15 protein-coding genes and 2 pseudogenes are annotated in these 17,036 nt (G+C 48.3%); 9 read left to right on the top strand and 8 right to left on the bottom strand.

The window, feature by feature from the left end:
• Nucleotides 1-264: 264 nt before the first annotated feature.
• Together D9736_RS23520 and yecF are read left to right on the top strand one after the other, a co-directional pair.
• Nucleotides 265-399, top strand: coding sequence for a hypothetical protein (locus D9736_RS23520; RefSeq protein WP_240731141.1), 135 nt, complete (start codon nucleotides 265-267; stop codon nucleotides 397-399).
• On the top strand, nucleotides 386-610 hold the full coding sequence (yecF, locus tag D9736_RS02730; RefSeq protein ID WP_000106474.1) for a DUF2594 family protein YecF: 225 nt from the start codon (nucleotides 386-388) through the stop codon (nucleotides 608-610). Before D9736_RS23520 ends, yecF begins: the two co-directional genes overlap by 14 nt.
• Nucleotides 611-676: 66 nt before the next feature.
• Here the strand turns inward: yecF and sdiA are convergent, their stop codons facing one another.
• The 4 genes from sdiA to dcyD form a co-directional block, all read right to left on the bottom strand.
• The gene (gene sdiA, locus D9736_RS02725) at nucleotides 677-1,399 is read right to left on the bottom strand and encodes a transcriptional regulator SdiA (protein WP_130208555.1); all 723 of its coding nucleotides are present in this window, start codon (nucleotides 1,397-1,399) and stop codon (nucleotides 677-679) included.
• Nucleotides 1,400-1,628: 229 nt separating this feature from the next.
• Entirely contained in the window at nucleotides 1,629-2,381 is a 753-nt protein-coding gene (gene tcyN, locus D9736_RS02720; RefSeq protein ID WP_130218658.1) for an L-cystine ABC transporter ATP-binding protein TcyN, read from the bottom strand.
• Complete coding sequence (gene tcyL, locus D9736_RS02715; protein WP_130223595.1) at nucleotides 2,378-3,046, bottom strand: cystine ABC transporter permease; 669 nt, start codon at nucleotides 3,044-3,046, stop codon at nucleotides 2,378-2,380. Before tcyL ends, tcyN begins: the two co-directional genes overlap by 4 nt.
• Before the next feature lie 14 nt (nucleotides 3,047-3,060).
• Complete coding sequence (gene dcyD, locus D9736_RS02710; RefSeq protein WP_130257640.1) at nucleotides 3,061-4,047, bottom strand: D-cysteine desulfhydrase; 987 nt, start codon at nucleotides 4,045-4,047, stop codon at nucleotides 3,061-3,063.
• Nucleotides 4,048-4,288: 241 nt separating this feature from the next.
• Here dcyD and D9736_RS23515 point away from each other — a divergent pair.
• The 3 genes and pseudogenes from D9736_RS23515 to D9736_RS02695 all read left to right on the top strand — a co-directional run.
• A pseudogene (locus tag D9736_RS23515) lies at nucleotides 4,289-4,414 on the top strand (integrase); the annotation flags it as partial.
• Between the two features lie 446 nt (nucleotides 4,415-4,860).
• Nucleotides 4,861-8,832, top strand: coding sequence for an autotransporter outer membrane beta-barrel domain-containing protein (locus D9736_RS23720; RefSeq protein WP_130257639.1), 3,972 nt, complete (start codon nucleotides 4,861-4,863; stop codon nucleotides 8,830-8,832).
• Between the two features lie 11 nt (nucleotides 8,833-8,843).
• Nucleotides 8,844-9,094: pseudogene (locus D9736_RS02695) on the top strand (integrase core domain-containing protein); the annotation flags it as partial.
• Between the two features lie 21 nt (nucleotides 9,095-9,115).
• On the opposite strand, the gene tcyJ reads toward D9736_RS02695, so the two are convergent.
• The 4 genes from tcyJ to D9736_RS02675 all read right to left on the bottom strand — a co-directional run bounded on the left by tcyJ (nucleotide 9,116) and on the right by D9736_RS02675 (nucleotide 12,948).
• Nucleotides 9,116-9,916, bottom strand: a complete 801-nt coding sequence (gene tcyJ, locus D9736_RS02690) for a cystine ABC transporter substrate-binding protein (protein WP_130257638.1) — start codon at nucleotides 9,914-9,916, stop codon at nucleotides 9,116-9,118.
• Between the two features lie 87 nt (nucleotides 9,917-10,003).
• Entirely contained in the window at nucleotides 10,004-10,555 is a 552-nt protein-coding gene (fliZ, locus tag D9736_RS02685) for a flagella biosynthesis regulatory protein FliZ (protein WP_130208735.1), read from the bottom strand.
• A 45-nt stretch (nucleotides 10,556-10,600) separates the two neighbouring features.
• Nucleotides 10,601-11,320 (bottom strand): RNA polymerase sigma factor FliA, encoded by a 720-nt coding sequence (fliA, locus tag D9736_RS02680; RefSeq protein ID WP_064529323.1) that lies wholly within the window; start codon nucleotides 11,318-11,320, stop codon nucleotides 10,601-10,603.
• 317 nt (nucleotides 11,321-11,637) lie between these two features.
• Nucleotides 11,638-12,948: a FliC/FljB family flagellin gene (locus tag D9736_RS02675; RefSeq protein WP_130257637.1), complete on the bottom strand. Its 1,311-nt coding sequence runs from the start codon at nucleotides 12,946-12,948 to the stop codon at nucleotides 11,638-11,640.
• A gap of 245 nt (nucleotides 12,949-13,193) precedes the next feature.
• Between D9736_RS02675 and fliD the strand changes: the two genes are divergently transcribed.
• The 4 genes from fliD to amyA all read left to right on the top strand — a co-directional run bounded on the left by fliD (nucleotide 13,194) and on the right by amyA (nucleotide 16,991).
• Entirely contained in the window at nucleotides 13,194-14,609 is a 1,416-nt protein-coding gene (fliD, locus tag D9736_RS02670; RefSeq protein ID WP_130257636.1) for a flagellar filament capping protein FliD, read from the top strand.
• A gap of 15 nt (nucleotides 14,610-14,624) precedes the next feature.
• Nucleotides 14,625-15,035 (top strand): flagellar export chaperone FliS, encoded by a 411-nt coding sequence (gene fliS / locus D9736_RS02665; RefSeq protein WP_130208571.1) that lies wholly within the window; start codon nucleotides 14,625-14,627, stop codon nucleotides 15,033-15,035.
• Nucleotides 15,035-15,433, top strand: coding sequence for a flagella biosynthesis regulatory protein FliT (gene fliT, locus D9736_RS02660; RefSeq protein WP_130257635.1), 399 nt, complete (start codon nucleotides 15,035-15,037; stop codon nucleotides 15,431-15,433). The genes fliS and fliT overlap by 1 nt, the downstream gene beginning before the upstream one ends.
• 70 nt (nucleotides 15,434-15,503) lie before the next feature.
• Nucleotides 15,504-16,991 carry an alpha-amylase gene (gene amyA, locus D9736_RS02655; protein WP_130218644.1) on the top strand — a complete coding sequence of 496 codons (1,488 nt, stop codon included), beginning with the start codon at nucleotides 15,504-15,506 and terminating at the stop codon, nucleotides 16,989-16,991.
• Nucleotides 16,992-17,036 lie beyond the last annotated feature (45 nt).

Here is a 17,036-nt window from a genome sequence, read left to right as displayed (position 1 = left end):
TTGAAACGTTAAAAATGGTGGGTATTCGATTTTTCTCTCATTTTTGATAATTCGATTGTCCACAGTTATGATCACGTCCGTCACCAAAAAGCTTCCGGGGCGTTGTAACCTGTCTGTTAGACTGAAATGTGACAAAAATTGACTTCATTCAGCACAAATGAAAAATCATCAGCATGAATATGTAACATTAATTAACTCAATAAATACGCACAAAAAACATTCATGATATAAATATTTATTAACCACTATATTAAATAATTTAATATCAATGATGATTCAGCGACCAAAAAACAACCACTGCTATTTTTAGCAAAGCTTATGGTATACTCCGCCGCCTTAACATTTTTTACTGCAAATTTTCATTGCAACATGACGAGGAAAATAAATGAGTACGCCTGATTTTTCTACTGCCGAGAATAATCAAGAACTGGCAAATGAAGTCTCCTGCCTGAAAGCGATGCTGACGCTGATGCTGCAGGCGATGGGACAAGCTGACGCGGGCCGCGTGATGTTAAAGATGGAAAAACAGCTTGCGCTGATCGAAGACGAAACCCAGGCTGCGGTATTTTCCAAAACGGTTAAGCAAATTAAACAGGCCTACCGTCAGTAATATAAAACCGGCTGAAAGCACACCTTTCAGCCGGTTTTACACCTGGCACGCAGAATGTAATAGAGGTCATATTAAGCCAGTTGCGGCAGCGTAGCAGGCAACCTGGGTCTTATTTGGCGCGTTGATTTTTTTCTGCATGTTTTTCTGATGAAAATTAACCGTGTTCTCGGAGATTGACAAGATCATCGCAATCTCTGCCGATGTCTTACCTTCCGCGGTCCATTTCAAAATTTCCTTTTCCCGCTTACTGAAATTCATCTCCGGCGTCATCACTATTTGATCATTTAAACGCATCAGTGCCATCAGACTTTCGCGCACTAGTAGTTGCATTTTTAATTGCAGCTCATCACTAAGAACCGGTATTTCGCGCGTACTGCTACGAGAAAATGACAAAAATCCCAACGCCCGGTTCGGTAGCATTAAATACTGAGTGACTCCCCTGCGTAAACCATGTGCACGCGCAGCCTCCCATAATGGCTGGGCTTCACTGAATAAGTCATCATTCCACAATAAATGGCCCTGACTGAAGTTTTCAGGGTTGAGCACGGGATCAATAGCGAGAAAGTTTTTTGCCTGATAATAACTAACCCACGACTCAGGGTAATTGGTGTAGAAAGCCACTTTGGGTCGCGTGAATGGCACCGGGTGGCGAACACATAACGAATAGTAATCGTACTCGAGCTGCTGAGCCTGAAGCTCTATTTCATGGTAGACCTCTTCTGCGGCCTCCATCCTCTGAAAGCGCGACAGCATTGTGCGACGCCAGCTAAAAAAATCCGTATCCTGCATAGTAAACCGCAATGCCCCTGAGAGTGAATATCATTTATACTGAAAACTCAAGCTATCACATAAATAAGATTTATATATAATTTATATTATTCAGATAATGAATTACTTTTGCAAGACATCGCATTCTCTTATGTTATTAATGAGTTATGCTGATTTATTGACCGTTTATTGAGCCTTCAGAAGAGTGGTTCGCCCCGGTCACTAACTCACCGGGGCTGATTTTTTCTTATTATTGCAGTAGAAACTTCTCGAGAAACTGGCGGGTACGGGGCTGCTGTGGATTGGCAAATAACGCTTTCGCCGATCCCTGCTCTACTATCCGCCCCTGGTCCATAAAGATCGCGCGGTCAGCAACATCTCGGGCAAAGCTCATTTCGTGTGTCACAATCACCATTGTGCGCTTTTCCTGCGCCAGCTGGCGGATAGTATTCAGGACTTCGCCCACCAACTCTGGGTCCAGTGCCGAGGTTGGCTCATCAAACAAAATCACCTCGGGGCGCATCGCCAGCGCTCGGGCAATCGCCACACGTTGCTGTTGACCGCCAGATAAACGACGTGGATAGCTGGTTTCTTTGCCTGCAAGGCCAACTTTCGCCAACAACTCACGTGCGCGCGCCGTGGCTTCCTCTTTAGGTTCACCTTTGACAATCACCGGCCCTTCAATAATGTTTTCCAGCACCGTACGATGCGGAAACAAATTAAAGTTCTGGAAAACAAAACCAACGTGCTGGCGCAACTGACGAATCAGGGATTTTTGCTGACTTAACGAACGCGCGGTATCAATGGTGATATCCCCGACGGTAATCGTCCCCGCTTCCGGTTGTTCCAGCAAATTTATGCTGCGTAGCAACGTGGTTTTCCCGGAGCCGCTTGGGCCTATAATCGCCACTACTTCGCCGGTTTTAACCTCCAGATCTATGCCATGCAGCACCGTCTGACCGTGGAATTTTTTCACCAGGTTTTTAACGTCAATGGCACTCATTTTGGATCCCTCTCCTGGCGATTAAGTTGATTCTCAAAATGGTTCTGCAACGTCGATAACACCGTCGCCATAATCCAGTAGATGAGCGAAGCCGCCAGATACATGGTGAAAACTTCCAGTGTGCGCGAAGTAATCAACTGCGCCTGACGGAACAGCTCTGGCACCTGAATCGTCGCAGCCAGAGAAGTATCTTTTACCAGGCTGATAAAACTGTTCGACAGCGGCGGCAGTGCTACCCGCGCGGCCTGTGGCAAAATAGCACGACGCATAGTTTGCCACGGCGTCATGCCGATACTGGCAGCTGCTTCCCACTGACCTTTATCTATAGACGAAATCGCTGCCCGCAGCGTTTCGGCTGCATAGGCGGCGGTGTTCAGTGACAGGCCAATCATCGCTGACGGAATCGGGTCTAATTCAATGCCAAACTGCGGCAAGCCGTAGTAGATCATAAACAGCTGTGCGATGAGTGGCGTACCACGGAAAATGGAGATATAAAAACGCGCCAGCCAGCGCACTGGCCAGACGGGCGACAGGCGCATCAGCGCGAGAATAAATCCCAGCAGTAAGCCAAAAAACATGCCGCCAATGCTGAGTTGCAGCGTATACCCTGCCCCTTTCAACAGGAATGGCAGCGAATCAATAACCAGTTGTATGCTTTCTTGCATGAGCGTTTCCGGAGCTAAACGTGGGGGTGATAGGCGAACAGTGCAGGTGCGCCGCCGGTATGAATAAACAGAATCGGTCCTTCATCTTTGAAGCGTTTCTGGCTTATACCATCAATCAGCCCCGCCATCGCTTTTCCGGTATACACGGGATCAAGCAGAATGCCTTCCAGACGCGCCAGCAGTTTCACCGCCTCCATGCCTTCGTCATTCGGCACACCGTAGCCAGGCGCAAAATAGTCATCCCAGAGTAAAATTTCCGCTGATGCAGTCAGCTCCAGTTCTTTCGCGATCGCCTGTTGTAGGCTAGCCACTTTCGGCAACTGGTCAGCAACAGAACGTGAAACAGTCACGCCAATCAGTTCTGTTTCAGGCATCAGTTGTTCCAGCCCTACTGCAAGCCCGGCGTGAGTTCCGGCACTGCCTGATGCCACCACCACCGACGATATGTTAACCGCCCCTTCACACTGCTGGGCGATTTCCAGCGCACTCTCCACATAGCCCAACGCGCCTAAAGCATTGGAACCGCCAACCGGAATGACGTATGGGCGAAAGCCTTGCGCTTCGACGCGAGTCGCTAACTCTTCCAGTTGGGCATCAGGATTGGTCAGCGCATCGCACATTTCAATCTGAGTATTGAACAGATCCAGCAACAAGCGGTTGCCGTTGGTTAAATAGTTTTCTGCGGCAGTGCCAATGGGATTTTCCAGCAGCGCCACGCAATGCAGACCAAGTTTTGCGGCCACTGCGGCAGTCTGGCGCACATGGTTAGACTGAATCGCTCCGGCTGTAATCAGTGTGTCGGCACCTTCGCGCAAGGCGTCTGCTGCGAGAAATTCCAGTTTGCGTAACTTATTTCCGCCCATTGCCAACGGGGTGACGTCATCCCGTTTGATGAAAATGTCCCGCCCGAGATAATCAGAAAAACGTGGCAGATATTCGAGCGGTGTCGGTGCGCCGATAAACTCCAGCCGTGGAAAACGAGTTAAATTATGCAGTGGCATAAAAGCCTCCGATGTGTGTTGTTGTGATCTTGTTATTATGCACGCAGGAAACGTATAAATAAAAAATGCGCCGATTAAAGCGCCCTTTTTTGTCATTATGCCCCGCCCAGAGTAGCGTTGACACGTTCCTGGCTGTGAGTTCAACCGAGGGATGCAACACACTGGTTGAACCGATCTGCGGATGATTCATAGTTTAGCGTTTTTCTCAGTCTTTCGTTGAGCATATGGCAACTGTAGTACTCATGGATTCCGGGCGATAGAAGATAGTGTGTTAATAGAATCAGATTTGTGGTCCCGTGATACTGTTGAATGTCCGATGGGTCATCAGGAACGTAACGGTGTAAAGGCTGCTTATGTCCATAAAGCAGTAAATCTGATGTCCCCTGGTTACGGGGATAACTTCTCCTGGCATCTTAGGTTGATCAAGCCTGGTTATCAATACCCGTTCATTAATATGGTAATCATTATCTCTGCATTAATTATTATTTATATCCAGGTCTGTTTTTAGGATAAAAATATTATATTCCTTGACGATATTTTCAGGCACTTTTCTTATAAAAAAACAGAGAAACACTCACTATCTAAAATTACACCAATCAATAAACAAACTAACATCCAGAAAACATTACAATTTCAAATTACTCGTCAAAAAAAATCAACCTGATTACTTGAGATGGATTTTTTCTGTTTATTTGCAATAATGCTCGCATCGATCATTTGTATGATGATTAGATAATACATATTATTTCTCAATGGCATTTACATAGCCAAAACATTTAACCCACCATTCTTAAACAAGAAATTGGAGCTTTTGTGAAAATCAAAATTAATAAAAAAGAAAAGTTTTATGTATATATAAAAAACAGAAAAACATTCGGCGTAACGCAAGAGGGAATGAAGACAACATTACTATGCAGTCTTATATCTGCCACTCTGGCCATTCAGCCTGCTTTGGGAGCCAAAAAGGAAGTTACTCTTTCTGAAGGAAACCCTGCTGAAATATCTGAAAATATCATTGGTGCTGATGGCGTGCGTCACCCCCCGGGTAATGATGATGGGGAAGCTGGTGAAGATGCTCTCATTGTTAATGTTGTACCTGGTTCGTTACAGGATGAAAATATCCTGACAATTAACAGCGGTACTCGCATTAGTGGCGGTGAAGGCGGATGGGCTGGTGATGATGATGTTACTAAGATGGGTTCTGCAGGAGGCCTGGGCGGCACAGCTATTACTGGAAATAATTTTACTCTTGTTAATTATGGTGATATTTCCGGTGGTAAGGGTGGTTGGGGAGGTTATGGTAATGGCGGGGGCGATGGAGGTGAAGCGGGTACCGCTATTTCCGGAGATGATCTTACCATTACGAACAACGGAAGCATTAAGGGTGGCAATGGCGGAATGCCTGGAGCCAGTGGTTATGGCGATGAGAGTGGTGGTTTAACGGGGACTCCTGCTGTTGGTGGGACTGCCATATCTGGCAATAATCTTCAAATAAGCAATAACGGAAACATCACTGCCGGGCAAGGTAGTAGTGGTGCCTGGTGGGCGGTATGGGGGTCTTCTGCCGGCACAGGAGGGAATGGCGGCACGGCCATATCCGGAAATAATATGGAGATAACAAATAATAATCACATTACAGGTGGCCAGGGGGGGGATGGTGCTCGCGGTGGTGAAGGTAGTCTCGAATTTTCTACCGTTCCGAATATTAATGGGAGTACCGGTGGTAGTGGTGGTATTGGAGGGTCTGCTATATATGGTAATAATATTAAGATAAATAATACGGGAGATATAACTGGCGGACAGGGGGGCACTGGTGGTGAAGGTGGTAGAGGTGGTACAGATGAATATGATCACATTGACTCAGCGCCCCTTGGTTCTGGTGGTACTGGTGGTATTGGTGGCACCGGGGGAATTGCCATATCTGGAAATAATATGGAAATAAATAATTATGGAAATATTATTGGTGGAAATGGCGGTACTGGTGGTAATGGTGGCGATGGAGGGCGTTCCCTTGATAATAATAAAACTGGTGCCGGAGGTAATGGTGGCAACGGAGGTAATGGTGGTACTGCTATATCCGGGAGTGATATTACGATAAATAATCATGGTAGGATTTTGCCTGGTAGTGGAGGAGAGAACGGTAGAGGCAACATTGCCTTCTACGGAGGGATACCGGGTAACAGAGGGCAAGATTGTGATACCGCAATATCTCTGAATGGTGGAACTAACTCGTTGAATCTCTACGCCGGTTCTACCATTCAAGGTGATATTGTTTTGAATAATGTTGAAAATAATGCTGATGGTAATTCTCTGTCCATTACAAATAAAGACTCCGCCAGCTCTGAGATAAAAGGCAATCTGAGTGCGGGTACAGGTACACATGTTTCCGTTTCGGGAGCTGATGTCACCTTTAGCGGAAGTTCGGTATTTGACACAGATTCATCGCTGAATATGAGCACAGGTTCCAGTCATTTAACTGCCAAAAGTATTCAGTTCAATAACGGTGCAGTGCTTAATGTTGATACTGCCATGACAATATGGAAGCAAAATGAGTACGGCTTGTTGACGACCTCCAAGGGCATAACAGGGCTCTCTGAAAATAATATTTATCAGCATAATAATCTACTGAGTGATGGTGCTGAAGACTATGTTTTAACATCACTTAGTGGTAACGGGCAGACAGTAAAAGAGGTGAGTTCTTCCCTGAAGTGGAATGACCCTTCAGGAAATGGATATGGCACGTTTGACCTGAGATATGGCGCGGTGTTAGAGCTGAAGGTACGACTTGCAGATAACAATGCGGCTCAGTTATCTCATGGCTGGGATGGAAAAACGCTGACCAAAGCCGGCGAAGGAACACTGATTCTGTCCTCCCAAAACACTTACACGGGTGTAACAGACATCCGTGGCGGCAATGTCCGCATGAACAGCAACAGTGCTCTGGGGCAGACCAGCGAGATTCGCCTGGCAGCTGACACCATGCTGGACATGAACGGTCACAGCCAGACCGCAGGTAAACTGAACAGCGCAGCAGGTTCCATACTGAACATTAATGGCGGTAATCTGACCCTCACAGGTGGAGGCCTGTCTGCAGGTACCCTCATCGGCTCTGGCTCCCTGAACATCAGCGGTGGCGTGTTCGATATTACTGGTGCCAGCCGCGCCCTGAATGCCACCATTGCTATCGCAGATAAGGCAATGGTGAATGTGCTTAATACTGACGGACTGGGAGCAGGCTCGGTTAACACTGCCGGCACACTGATTCTGGGCAAGGCTGATGCACCTGTCATGCTTGCTAACAGCCAGGTCACCATCGCTCAGCAGGGGACACTCTCCGGCTCTGGTGGTATCGCCGGAAACGTAACCAACAGCGGTACTCTTGACCTGAGAGCCGATGCTCCGGGTAATGTACTGACGATCGGGGGTAACTATACCGGTAATAATGGCTTACTGCTCATGAACACCGCTCTGGGAAATGACAGCTCCGCAACAGACAAACTGGTAATCAGAGGCGATGCTTCCAGTCAGACCCGTGTGGTTGTTATAAATGCAGGTGGTACCGGAGCACAGACACTAAACGGTATTGAGTTGATTCATGTCGACGGAAATGCTGACAGTGCTGAATTTATTCAGGCCGGGCGTATTGCTGCCGGGGCTTATGACTACACGCTGGGACGTGGTCGGGGAAGCAACAGTGATAACTGGTATCTGACCAGTGGTAAAAACACGCCGTTCCAGCTGCGCGCTCTGAAAGCAATGCAACCCCCTGCCCCTGAACCTGCTCCGGGTGGTAATGACAACGACTTGCGTCCGGAAGCTGGCTCCTATACGGCGAACATGGCTGCCGCAAACACCATGTTCGTATCCCGTCTTCATGAACGCCTGGGGCCGATGCATTACACCGATGTGATTACCGGTGAACAGGAAAAAACCAGCATGTGGATGCACCATGAAGGGGAACACAACCACTGGCGTGACGGTACAGGTCAACTGAAAACACAGGGTAACCGTTACGTCCTGCAGTTGGGTGGTGACCTGGCTCAGTGGAGCCGGAACAGCTCTGACCGCTGGCATCTGGGAGTTATGGCTGGTTACGGTAATGACCATAACAATACAGATTCTGTACGTACCGGATACAGTTCAAAAGGCAGTGTGAAAGGATACAACACAGGTCTGTATGCCACCTGGTATGCTAATGATGAGACACATAGCGGGGCTTATCTGGATAGCTGGGCACAGTACAGTTGGTTCGATAACGATGTGAAAGGTGACGGACTGCCGGGGGAATCCTGGAAATCAAAAGGTCTGACAGCCTCACTGGAAACCGGTTATGCCTGGAAAGCCGGTGAGTTTACTGGCAGCCATGGCAGTCTGAACGAATGGTATGTCCAGCCTCAGGCTCAGGTTATCTGGATGGGCGTAAAAGCTGATGAGCACCATGAACGCAATGGTACCCGTGTTGAAAGCACCGGTGACGGTAACGTCGGTACCCGTCTGGGCGTGAAAACCTGGATTAAGGAACACAGCAGAATGAATGACGGCAAATCCCATGAGCTCCGTCCGTTCGTTGAGGTGAACTGGCTGCACAACACCCGTGATTTTGGCACTCGCATGAACGGTGTGACGGTACATCAGGACGGCGCCAGCAATATCGGAGAAGTAAAAACCGGTGTTGAGGGGCAGATAAATGACCATCTGAACCTGTGGGGCAATGTGGGTGTACAACTCGGTGACGAGGGATACAGCGACGCCTCTGCCATGCTGGGTATGAAGTATACATTCTGAACCGGGTAGCTCTTTATCAGTCAGTGCATGAGAGAATCGGGATAACCTGCTCAATGACCGTTGGTTATGACTGCGACCAGAATGCGCTGGCTGAACGAATAAACAGGCTCGGCTCCTGAAAAACTCGCGTCCTGCAGGTCTGGAAAATAGTAAAAAATCCGTGGCTATTTATAACCATGAGCGGCCACACCTGGCACTAAAATACAAAACGCCCGATGAAGTTCATCAGGCGTTTTACAGACAAAAAACTGTCAACTTATAGCAGGGCCCGTCAATACGTTGATTACTTGGTCACATTAGCACCAAACCATTTTTCGGAAAGGGCTTGCAAGGTTCCATCTTTTTGCATTTCTGCAATGGCATCGTTGACTGCTTTCAGCAAGTCTTCGTTACCTTTACGCAGCGCGACACCTGACTCCTGGCGGGAGAAGGCTTCGCCAGTTACTGCCAGCGTATCATTGGTTTTCTTCACCAAATCCAGCGCCGCCAGACGGTCAACCAGGATGGCATCAATACGGCCTACGCGCAGATCCTGGTACTTGGTCGGGTCGTCATCATAGGTGCGCACATCAACACCCTGAACATTCTGACGCAGCCACTCTTCATAGTTGGTGCCTAAACCAACGCCAACTTTTTTACCTTTCAGGTCGTCTGCGGTTTTTATTGTGCCTTCATTACCTTTTTTCACCAGCGCCTGAATACCGGAAATGGTGTAAGGGGTAGAAAAATCGTATTTTTTCTTGCGTTCATCAGAAATGGTGACCTGGTTAATCACCACATCGATGCGTTTAGAATCCAGTGACGCCAGCATCCCGTCCCATTTGGTCGGTTTTAATGCGGCATCAACGCCCAGATGTTTTGCCAGTTGTTGGGCAAATTCCACTTCAAAACCAGTCAACTTGCCGTCATCGCCCTGAAAGCTAAACGGCGGGTAAGTCCCTTCCAGTCCCACCAGCAACGTGCCACGCTCTTTTACTTTATTGAGCAGGCCTTCGTTGGCAAAACTTTTCACGCTCATACCCGCAACCAGCGCCACGGCCATAACGCCCATCAACGCCTGATGTCCCAGATGTGCTAGTTTCATATTCACCCCGAATGTTGTTTTGTTGGTTTGCAGTGTAGAGCCATTGTTTGTAAACACAAAAACAACTCTGCTACATCTTATTCTTATTTAATATATATCAGAAGCTGACATGCAGGGGGAATTCTGCGCAAGATCACCGCGGGTTTGCGTCTGGTAACACTGATACTTACGTAATGCGATGCGGTAATTATTGGTGCTTGTGGTGGGTAGCCAAGGCGCCAGGTTTTCATCAAGAAAACCATCCTGCAACAGGTCGGTGGAAATATCTTGCTCGCTTAAATAATTACCCAAACGACGCAGACGTACCACATACTCGCGCACAGTACCGGGGCTCATTTCAGTATGGTCAAAGAGAAACTGCTTGAAGCCGATAATATCAAAAAAATCACTCTGCGTTTTGCAGTGTAAATCGCCGCAAAAACGACACAACGCGGACCATGATTTTTGTTCTTCCTGCCAACCATTTTCATCAAGCAGTGTATCGAGACGGGAAATCTCGATTTTATTCACTATTTTGCCGTCGCGAACCAGCGTAATGCGATCAAGTAGTTTACGGCAAAATGCGCAATGGGTTTGACTGTGTTTAAAGTCTTTAAGATAGCGACTCAATGGCCGCCTTTTCTGGTGCTGCATCATTATTAAGAACTCCTGGTATTCAAAATTAATGTGCGGCATTTACTTAAGCTATAACTTACCCAGTTTGGTGCGTAACCGTTTAATGGCCTGACTGTGTAACTGACTGACCCGCGATTCACCAACTTCCAGCACCGCGCCAATCTCTTTGAGATTAAGCTCTTCCTGGTAATAGAGCGTTAATACTAACTGTTCACGCTCCGGCAACATTTCGATGGCTTCCATTACCCGTTGACGCAAATTACTTTCCAGTAATTTTTGTAACGGGTTTTCGCGCTGATGATCGTCACTTACCAGTTCAATACTATCGCCGTGCTCTTCACGCCACTCATCGTAGGAAAAGAGTTGGCTGTTATTAGTATCAAGCAACATTTGTCGATAATCGGCGATTTCGATCCCTAAACGTTCTGCCACTTCAGTTTCTGTGGCGTTACGGCCAAGTTCCTGCTCCAGTTGCCCCATTGCCTGCGCCACTTCACGCGCATTGCGTCGCACGCTTCGTGGCACCCAGTCACGGCTGCGAAGTTCATCCAGCATAGCGCCACGGATTCGCTGCACTGCGTAAGTTGTAAATGCCGTTCCTTGCAGGGCGTCATAACGTTCAACGGCATTAAGTAATCCAATGCCGCCCGCCTGTAGGAGATCATCAAGTTCTACACTCGCGGGCAGTCGGACCTGCAGGCGCAATGCTTCGTGACGCACCAGCGGGATATAACGCTGCCACAGCGAGTATTTATCCATTACACCTTCAGCGGTATAGAGTGATTTCACGATAAACAACCCTGCGTTATATAAGTAATCGGCATAATTATCCGTTTCTGCAGGTTTTTTAATCGGACGATTAATGGGTGAAATAAGCGGTTATTTAGGGTAATCAGTAAATAACGAGCAGAATAACCCCGCCGGATGCGGGGTTAAGAGATCTGACAACGTACGCTTCATCTTGCCGGATGCGGTGTAAATGCCTTATCCAGCCCAGACGAATATGCAAATTTAATTAATTGCGATTCACCTCGTAGGCCTGATAAGCGTAGCGCATCAGGCAATTTGGCGTTTGCTGTCACTATCGGTTAGTCAGGTTTTGGTGATTAACCCTGCAGCAGAGATAGAACTTGCTGCGGCACCTGGTTAGCTTTAGACAGCACGGAGTTACCCGCCTGCTGGATGATCTGCGCTTTCGACATATTGGACACTTCGGTCGCATAGTCGGCGTCCTGAATACGGGACTGCGCTTCAGACAGGTTGGTGGTGGTGTTGTTCAGGTTAGTGACCGCAGAATCCAGACGGTTTTGTACGGCACCGAGGGAGGAGCGGAATTTGTCGACTGATGCAATCGCTTTGTCTAAAAGTGCCAGTGGATCAGCAGAAGAAGCCCCTGAGAACTGTGCAGTCGGAGTTGCTGTAGATAATTCAACTTCAACCTTGTTCCCTGTGGCTGTTGCTGCAGTGTCATCATCAAGCGCCGTTGAAACCGTTGTAGCGTAGTTTTTGCCCTGGAATGTTACATAACCCGCAGCCGCACCTTTAGAGTCAGCGGCAACTTTAATCAGTTGATCTTTCTGAGTAGCCGCTGTCGTTAGTCCATTATCGGTGTCTTTGTATTCGACATCGGCTTTATTCAACGTGACTTTACCGTTTGAATGATCAATCGACGCGGAGTAGAAATCACTGCCGGATTGAACGACGAACTGTGCAGTGGCAGCCCCTTTCGCATCCAGTGTATTGTGTAACGTCAGGCTAGAAACATCGACTGTTTTACCTGTCGCAGTAGTCAGATCTTTCGCAACAGCAGTGAAATCAACACCAACGGGTTCCGTTCCTGCATCACCCGTAATTTGAGTAATGGAACTGCTAACATTCAGCGACTGACCCGAAACGGAGAAACCATTCAACCCTAATGTTGAAGAATCAATTTTCTGCAAATCGATAGAGATGGTCTGCCCATCATTCGCGCCAACCTGAATCTTCATCGAACCGTCTTTCGCCAGCACATTCACGCCGTTGAACTGAGTCTGACCGGATACACGGTCAATTTCATCCAGACGGGATTTGATTTCGTCCTGAATAGAAGACAGGTCAGAATCAGAGTTAGTCCCGGTCGTCGCCTGAACGGTCAACTCACGCACACGCTGCAAGTTGTTGTTGATTTCAGACAGTGCGCCTTCTGCGGTCTGCGCCAGAGAAATACCGTCATTGGCGTTACGCGCGGCCTGAGTCAGCCCTTTAATGTTAGAGGTGAAACGGTTAGCAATCGCCTGACCAGCGGCGTCGTCTTTCGCACTGTTGATACGCAGGCCAGAAGACAGGCGTTCGATAGAAGTCGACAGCGCAGACTGGTTTTTGTTGATGTTGTTCTGAGTGATCAGCGAGAGGCTGTTGGTGTTAATGACTTGTGCCATAATTTTTATTCCTGTTTTTAGCTCTACGGTTTAAGTATTGGGCTTCCACCCTTCGGCTTCGTCGCCGTCAACCCTGTTATCGTCTGGTCACTCACAACCTTTAGAATTTTTTTCTAGCCGTCGAAATACTCCCCTTCCTCGTTGCTGTTCGTGTCATTAAGCCAAAAAATAAATCGTAAACTTTGCCCCGCTTCCGCCGATAACCCCGGTATTCGTTCTACATGTCGCATGATTAAGGAATATATATGGCTAGTATTTCAACGCTCGGGGTTGGGTCGGGGCTGGATCTCAGCAGCATCCTCGACAGTCTTGAGGCGGCAGAAAAATCTACCCTGACGCCGATATCAAAACAGCAAAGCTCGTACACCGCGAAACTGAGCGCCTACGGGACGCTGAAAAGCGCGCTGGAGAGTTTTCAGACCGCCAACACGGCACTGAATAAAGCCGACTTATTTACCGCTACCTCAACCACCAGCAGTTCCTCGGCTTTTAGCGCCACCACCACGGGCAGCGCAATTGCCGGAAAATACACCATTAGTGTCAGCCAACTGGCACAGGCACAGACGCTCACGACCCAAAACAGCCAAAAAGACAACAAAGCCGCCATCGCCACCAGCGATAGCGTACTGACCATCCAGCAAGGCGGTGGAAAAGATCCCGTCACGATTGATATCAGCGCGGCTAACTCGTCACTCTCTGGCATCCGCGATGCAATTAACAACGCCAAAGCCGGTGTCAGCGCCAGTATCATCAATGTGGGTAACGGCGAGTATCGTTTGTCTATCACCGCCAATGATACCGGTAGCGATAACGCCATGAAACTGAGCGTCAGCGGCGACAGCGCCCTGCAAAGTTTTATGGGTTACAACGGAACGTCGGGTGATAGCAGTAATGGCATGACTGAAAGCGTCACCGCGCAGAACGCCAAACTTACGGTTAATAACGTTGAGATTGAAAACAGCAGCAACACTATCAGTGACGCGCTGGAAGATATCACTCTCAACCTGAATGACGTCACCACCGGTAATCAGACCCTCACCATCAGCAAAGACACATCTAAAGCTGAAAATGCGGTTAAAGCGTGGGTGGATGCCTATAACACGTTACAGGATACGTTCAGCAGCTTAACAAAATACACCGCAGTCGATGCCGGGGCAGAAAGTCAGGACTCCAGCAACGGCGCGTTACTCGGTGACTCCACACTTCGCACCATCCAGACCCAGTTAAAAACGCTGCTTGCCAATACGCATAGCAGTTCGGCCTATAAAACATTGGCACAGATCGGTATTACCACCGACGCCAGTACCGGTAAGCTGGAAATAGCGACCGACAAGCTGCAAACAGCCCTGAAGAAAGATGCCGCTGGAGTAGGTGAAATGTTTATTGGTGACGGTAAAAGCACTGGCGTAACCACCAGCATTAGCAGCAACCTGACCAGTTGGCTCTCCTCCACCGGGATAATCCAGGCTGCAAAAGATGGCGTAAGCAAAACACTGAACAATTTGACGGATCAGTACAACGCTGCCAGTGAACGTATCGATACATTAATGGCGCGCTACAAAGCCCAGTTCACCCAACTGGATGTGCTAATGAACTCGCTTAACTCCACCAGTAGCTATTTGACACAGCAATTCGACACCTCAAATAGCAGCTCGAAATAATCTTCAGGAGAGACTATGTACAGCGCAAAAGGCACGCAGGCCTATGCACAAATTGGCGTTGAGAGCGCCGTGATGAGCGCCAGTCCACAGCAACTGGTTACCATGCTATTTGACGGCGTGTTGAGTGCGCTGGTAAGAGCACGCCTGTTTATGCAGGACAACAACCTGGAAGGTAAAGGCGTTTCTTTATCGAAAGCTATCAACATCATTGAGAATGGGTTGAAGGTGAGCCTCGAAGAAGAAAGCCAGGATGAATTAACCCAGAATTTAATTGCGCTCTATAGCTATATGGTCAGGCGTTTGCTGCAAGCGAATTTGCGTAACGATGTCTCCGCAGTAGAAGAAGTGGAAACGTTGATGCGCAATATTGCCGATGCCTGGAAAGAGACTTTACTCTCCCCTTCTTTGATTCAGGACCCTGTCTGATGAACCATGCACCGCACTTGTATTTTGCCTGGCAACAACTTGTCGAAAAAAGCCAGCTCATGTTACGCCTGGCGACAGAAGGACGATGGGATGAACTCATCGCCAGCGAAATGGATTATGTGAATGCGGTGCAACAAATCGCGCACCTGACGGAAGAGATGGAACCCTCTGCCATGATGCAGGAACAACTCAAACCGATGCTACGCCTCGTCCTGGACAACGAAAGCAACGTTAAGCAGTTATTGCAGGTGCGAATGGATGAGCTGGCGAAGCTGGTTGGTCAGTCATCGATGCAAAAATCCGTATTAAGTGCTTACGGCGACCAGGGCGGCTACGTACTGGCGCCGCAGGAGAATATCGTCAATTTTTCTCCCCATCTGAATTTTGGCAAAGCATAAAAGTTGGATTACTCGCGAATAACCTGATTACGGCTACGCTTCTAATGTTCCCCTCATGTGGAGTCGAAGAATGCGTAATCCCACGCTGTTGCAATGCTTTCACTGGTATTATCCTGAAGGCGGCAAGCTCTGGCCCGAGCTTGCCGAGCGCGCCGACGGTTTAAATGATATTGGTATCAATATGGTCTGGCTGCCGCCTGCCTATAAAGGCGCATCGGGCGGATATTCTGTCGGCTACGATTCCTATGATTTATTTGATTTAGGCGAGTTTGATCAAAAAGGCACTGTCGCGACGAAATATGGTGATAAAGCGCAATTGCTGGCGGCCATCGACGCGCTTAAACGCAACGACATCGCCGTACTGCTGGATGTGGTGGTGAACCACAAAATGGGTGCCGACGAAAAAGAAGCGATTCGCGTTCAGCGAGTTAACGAAGAGTGTCGCACGCAAATTGATGATGAAATTATCGAATGCGAAGGCTGGACCCGTTACACCTTCCCTGCACGAGCCGGAAAATATTCACAATTCATATGGGACTTCAAATGTTTTAGCGGTATCGACCATATCGAAAACCCGCATGAAGATGGCATCTTTAAAATCGTCAACGATTACACTGGCGAAGGCTGGAATGATCAGGTCGATGATGAATTAGGCAATTTCGATTATCTGATGGGCGAAAACATCGATTTTCGTAACCATGCCGTCACCGAAGAGCTCAAATACTGGGCGCGCTGGGTAATGGAACAAACTCAGTGCGATGGTTTTCGTCTCGACGCGGTAAAACATATTCCGGCGTGGTTCTATAAAGAGTGGATCGAGCATGTGCAAGAAGTTGCGCCGAAACCACTCTTTATTGTGGCGGAATACTGGTCGCGCGAGGTCGAGAAACTGCAAACGTATATTGATCAGGTGGAAGGTAAAACCATGCTGTTCGATGCACCGCTACAGATGAAATTCCACGAAGCGTCTCGTATGGGGCGTGATTATGATATGACTGAGATTTTTAGCGGCACATTGGTTGAAGTCGATCCTTTCCACGCTGTGACGCTGGTCGCCAACCACGACACCCAGCCGTTACAAGCCCTTGAAGCTCCGGTGGAGCCGTGGTTTAAGCCGCTGGCTTATGCCCTTATTTTGCTACGGGAAAATGGCGTGCCTTCGGTGTTTTACCCTGATCTGTACGGAGCTCATTACGAAGATGTCGGCGGTGACGGTCAAACCTATCCAATCGATATGCCAATAATCGAACAACTTGATGAGCTAATCCTCGCCCGACAGCGTTTTGCCCACGGTGTACAGACGCTATTTTTCGATCATCCGAACTGCATTGCCTTTAGTCGCAGTGGCACCGATGAATATCCTGGCTGCGTTGTGGTTATGTCGAATGGCGACGATGGCGAAAAGACGATTAATCTGGGGGAGAACTATGGCAATAAAACCTGGCGCGATTTCCTCGGTAATCGACAAGAGAGCATAGTTACCGATGAAAATGGCGAAGCGACTTTTTTTTGCAACGGCGGCAGCGTCAGCGTTTGGGTTATCGAAGAGGTGATTTAAAACCGATCGCTGACAATACACGCATCGTTATTGCCGCGCCGTTAC

The sequence above is a fragment of the Escherichia sp. E10V10 genome (assembly GCF_004211985.1).
Classification (GTDB): Bacteria; Pseudomonadota; Gammaproteobacteria; order Enterobacterales; family Enterobacteriaceae; genus Escherichia.
The sequence above is the reverse complement of the archived record's forward strand: the minus strand, read 5'-3'. Positions and strand labels throughout refer to the sequence as shown.

Coding starts and splice junctions, on each gene's coding strand:
- yecF (WP_000106474.1), top strand. CDS start 386: ATGAGTACGCCTGATTTTTCTACTGCCGAGAATAATCAAGAACTGGCA.
- sdiA (WP_130208555.1), bottom strand. CDS start 1,399: ATGCAGGATACGGATTTTTTTAGCTGGCGTCGCACAATGCTGTCGCGC.
- tcyN (WP_130218658.1), bottom strand. CDS start 2,381: ATGAGTGCCATTGACGTTAAAAACCTGGTGAAAAAATTCCACGGTCAG.
- tcyL (WP_130223595.1), bottom strand. CDS start 3,046: ATGCAAGAAAGCATACAACTGGTTATTGATTCGCTGCCATTCCTGTTG.
- dcyD (WP_130257640.1), bottom strand. CDS start 4,047: ATGCCACTGCATAATTTAACTCGTTTTCCACGGCTGGAGTTTATCGGC.
- tcyJ (WP_130257638.1), bottom strand. CDS start 9,916: ATGAAACTAGCACATCTGGGACATCAGGCGTTGATGGGCGTTATGGCC.
- D9736_RS02675 (WP_130257637.1), bottom strand. CDS start 12,948: ATGGCACAAGTCATTAACACCAACAGCCTCTCGCTGATCACTCAGAAC.
- fliD (WP_130257636.1), top strand. CDS start 13,194: ATGGCTAGTATTTCAACGCTCGGGGTTGGGTCGGGGCTGGATCTCAGC.
- fliS (WP_130208571.1), top strand. CDS start 14,625: ATGTACAGCGCAAAAGGCACGCAGGCCTATGCACAAATTGGCGTTGAG.
- fliT (WP_130257635.1), top strand. CDS start 15,035: ATGAACCATGCACCGCACTTGTATTTTGCCTGGCAACAACTTGTCGAA.
- amyA (WP_130218644.1), top strand. CDS start 15,504: ATGCGTAATCCCACGCTGTTGCAATGCTTTCACTGGTATTATCCTGAA.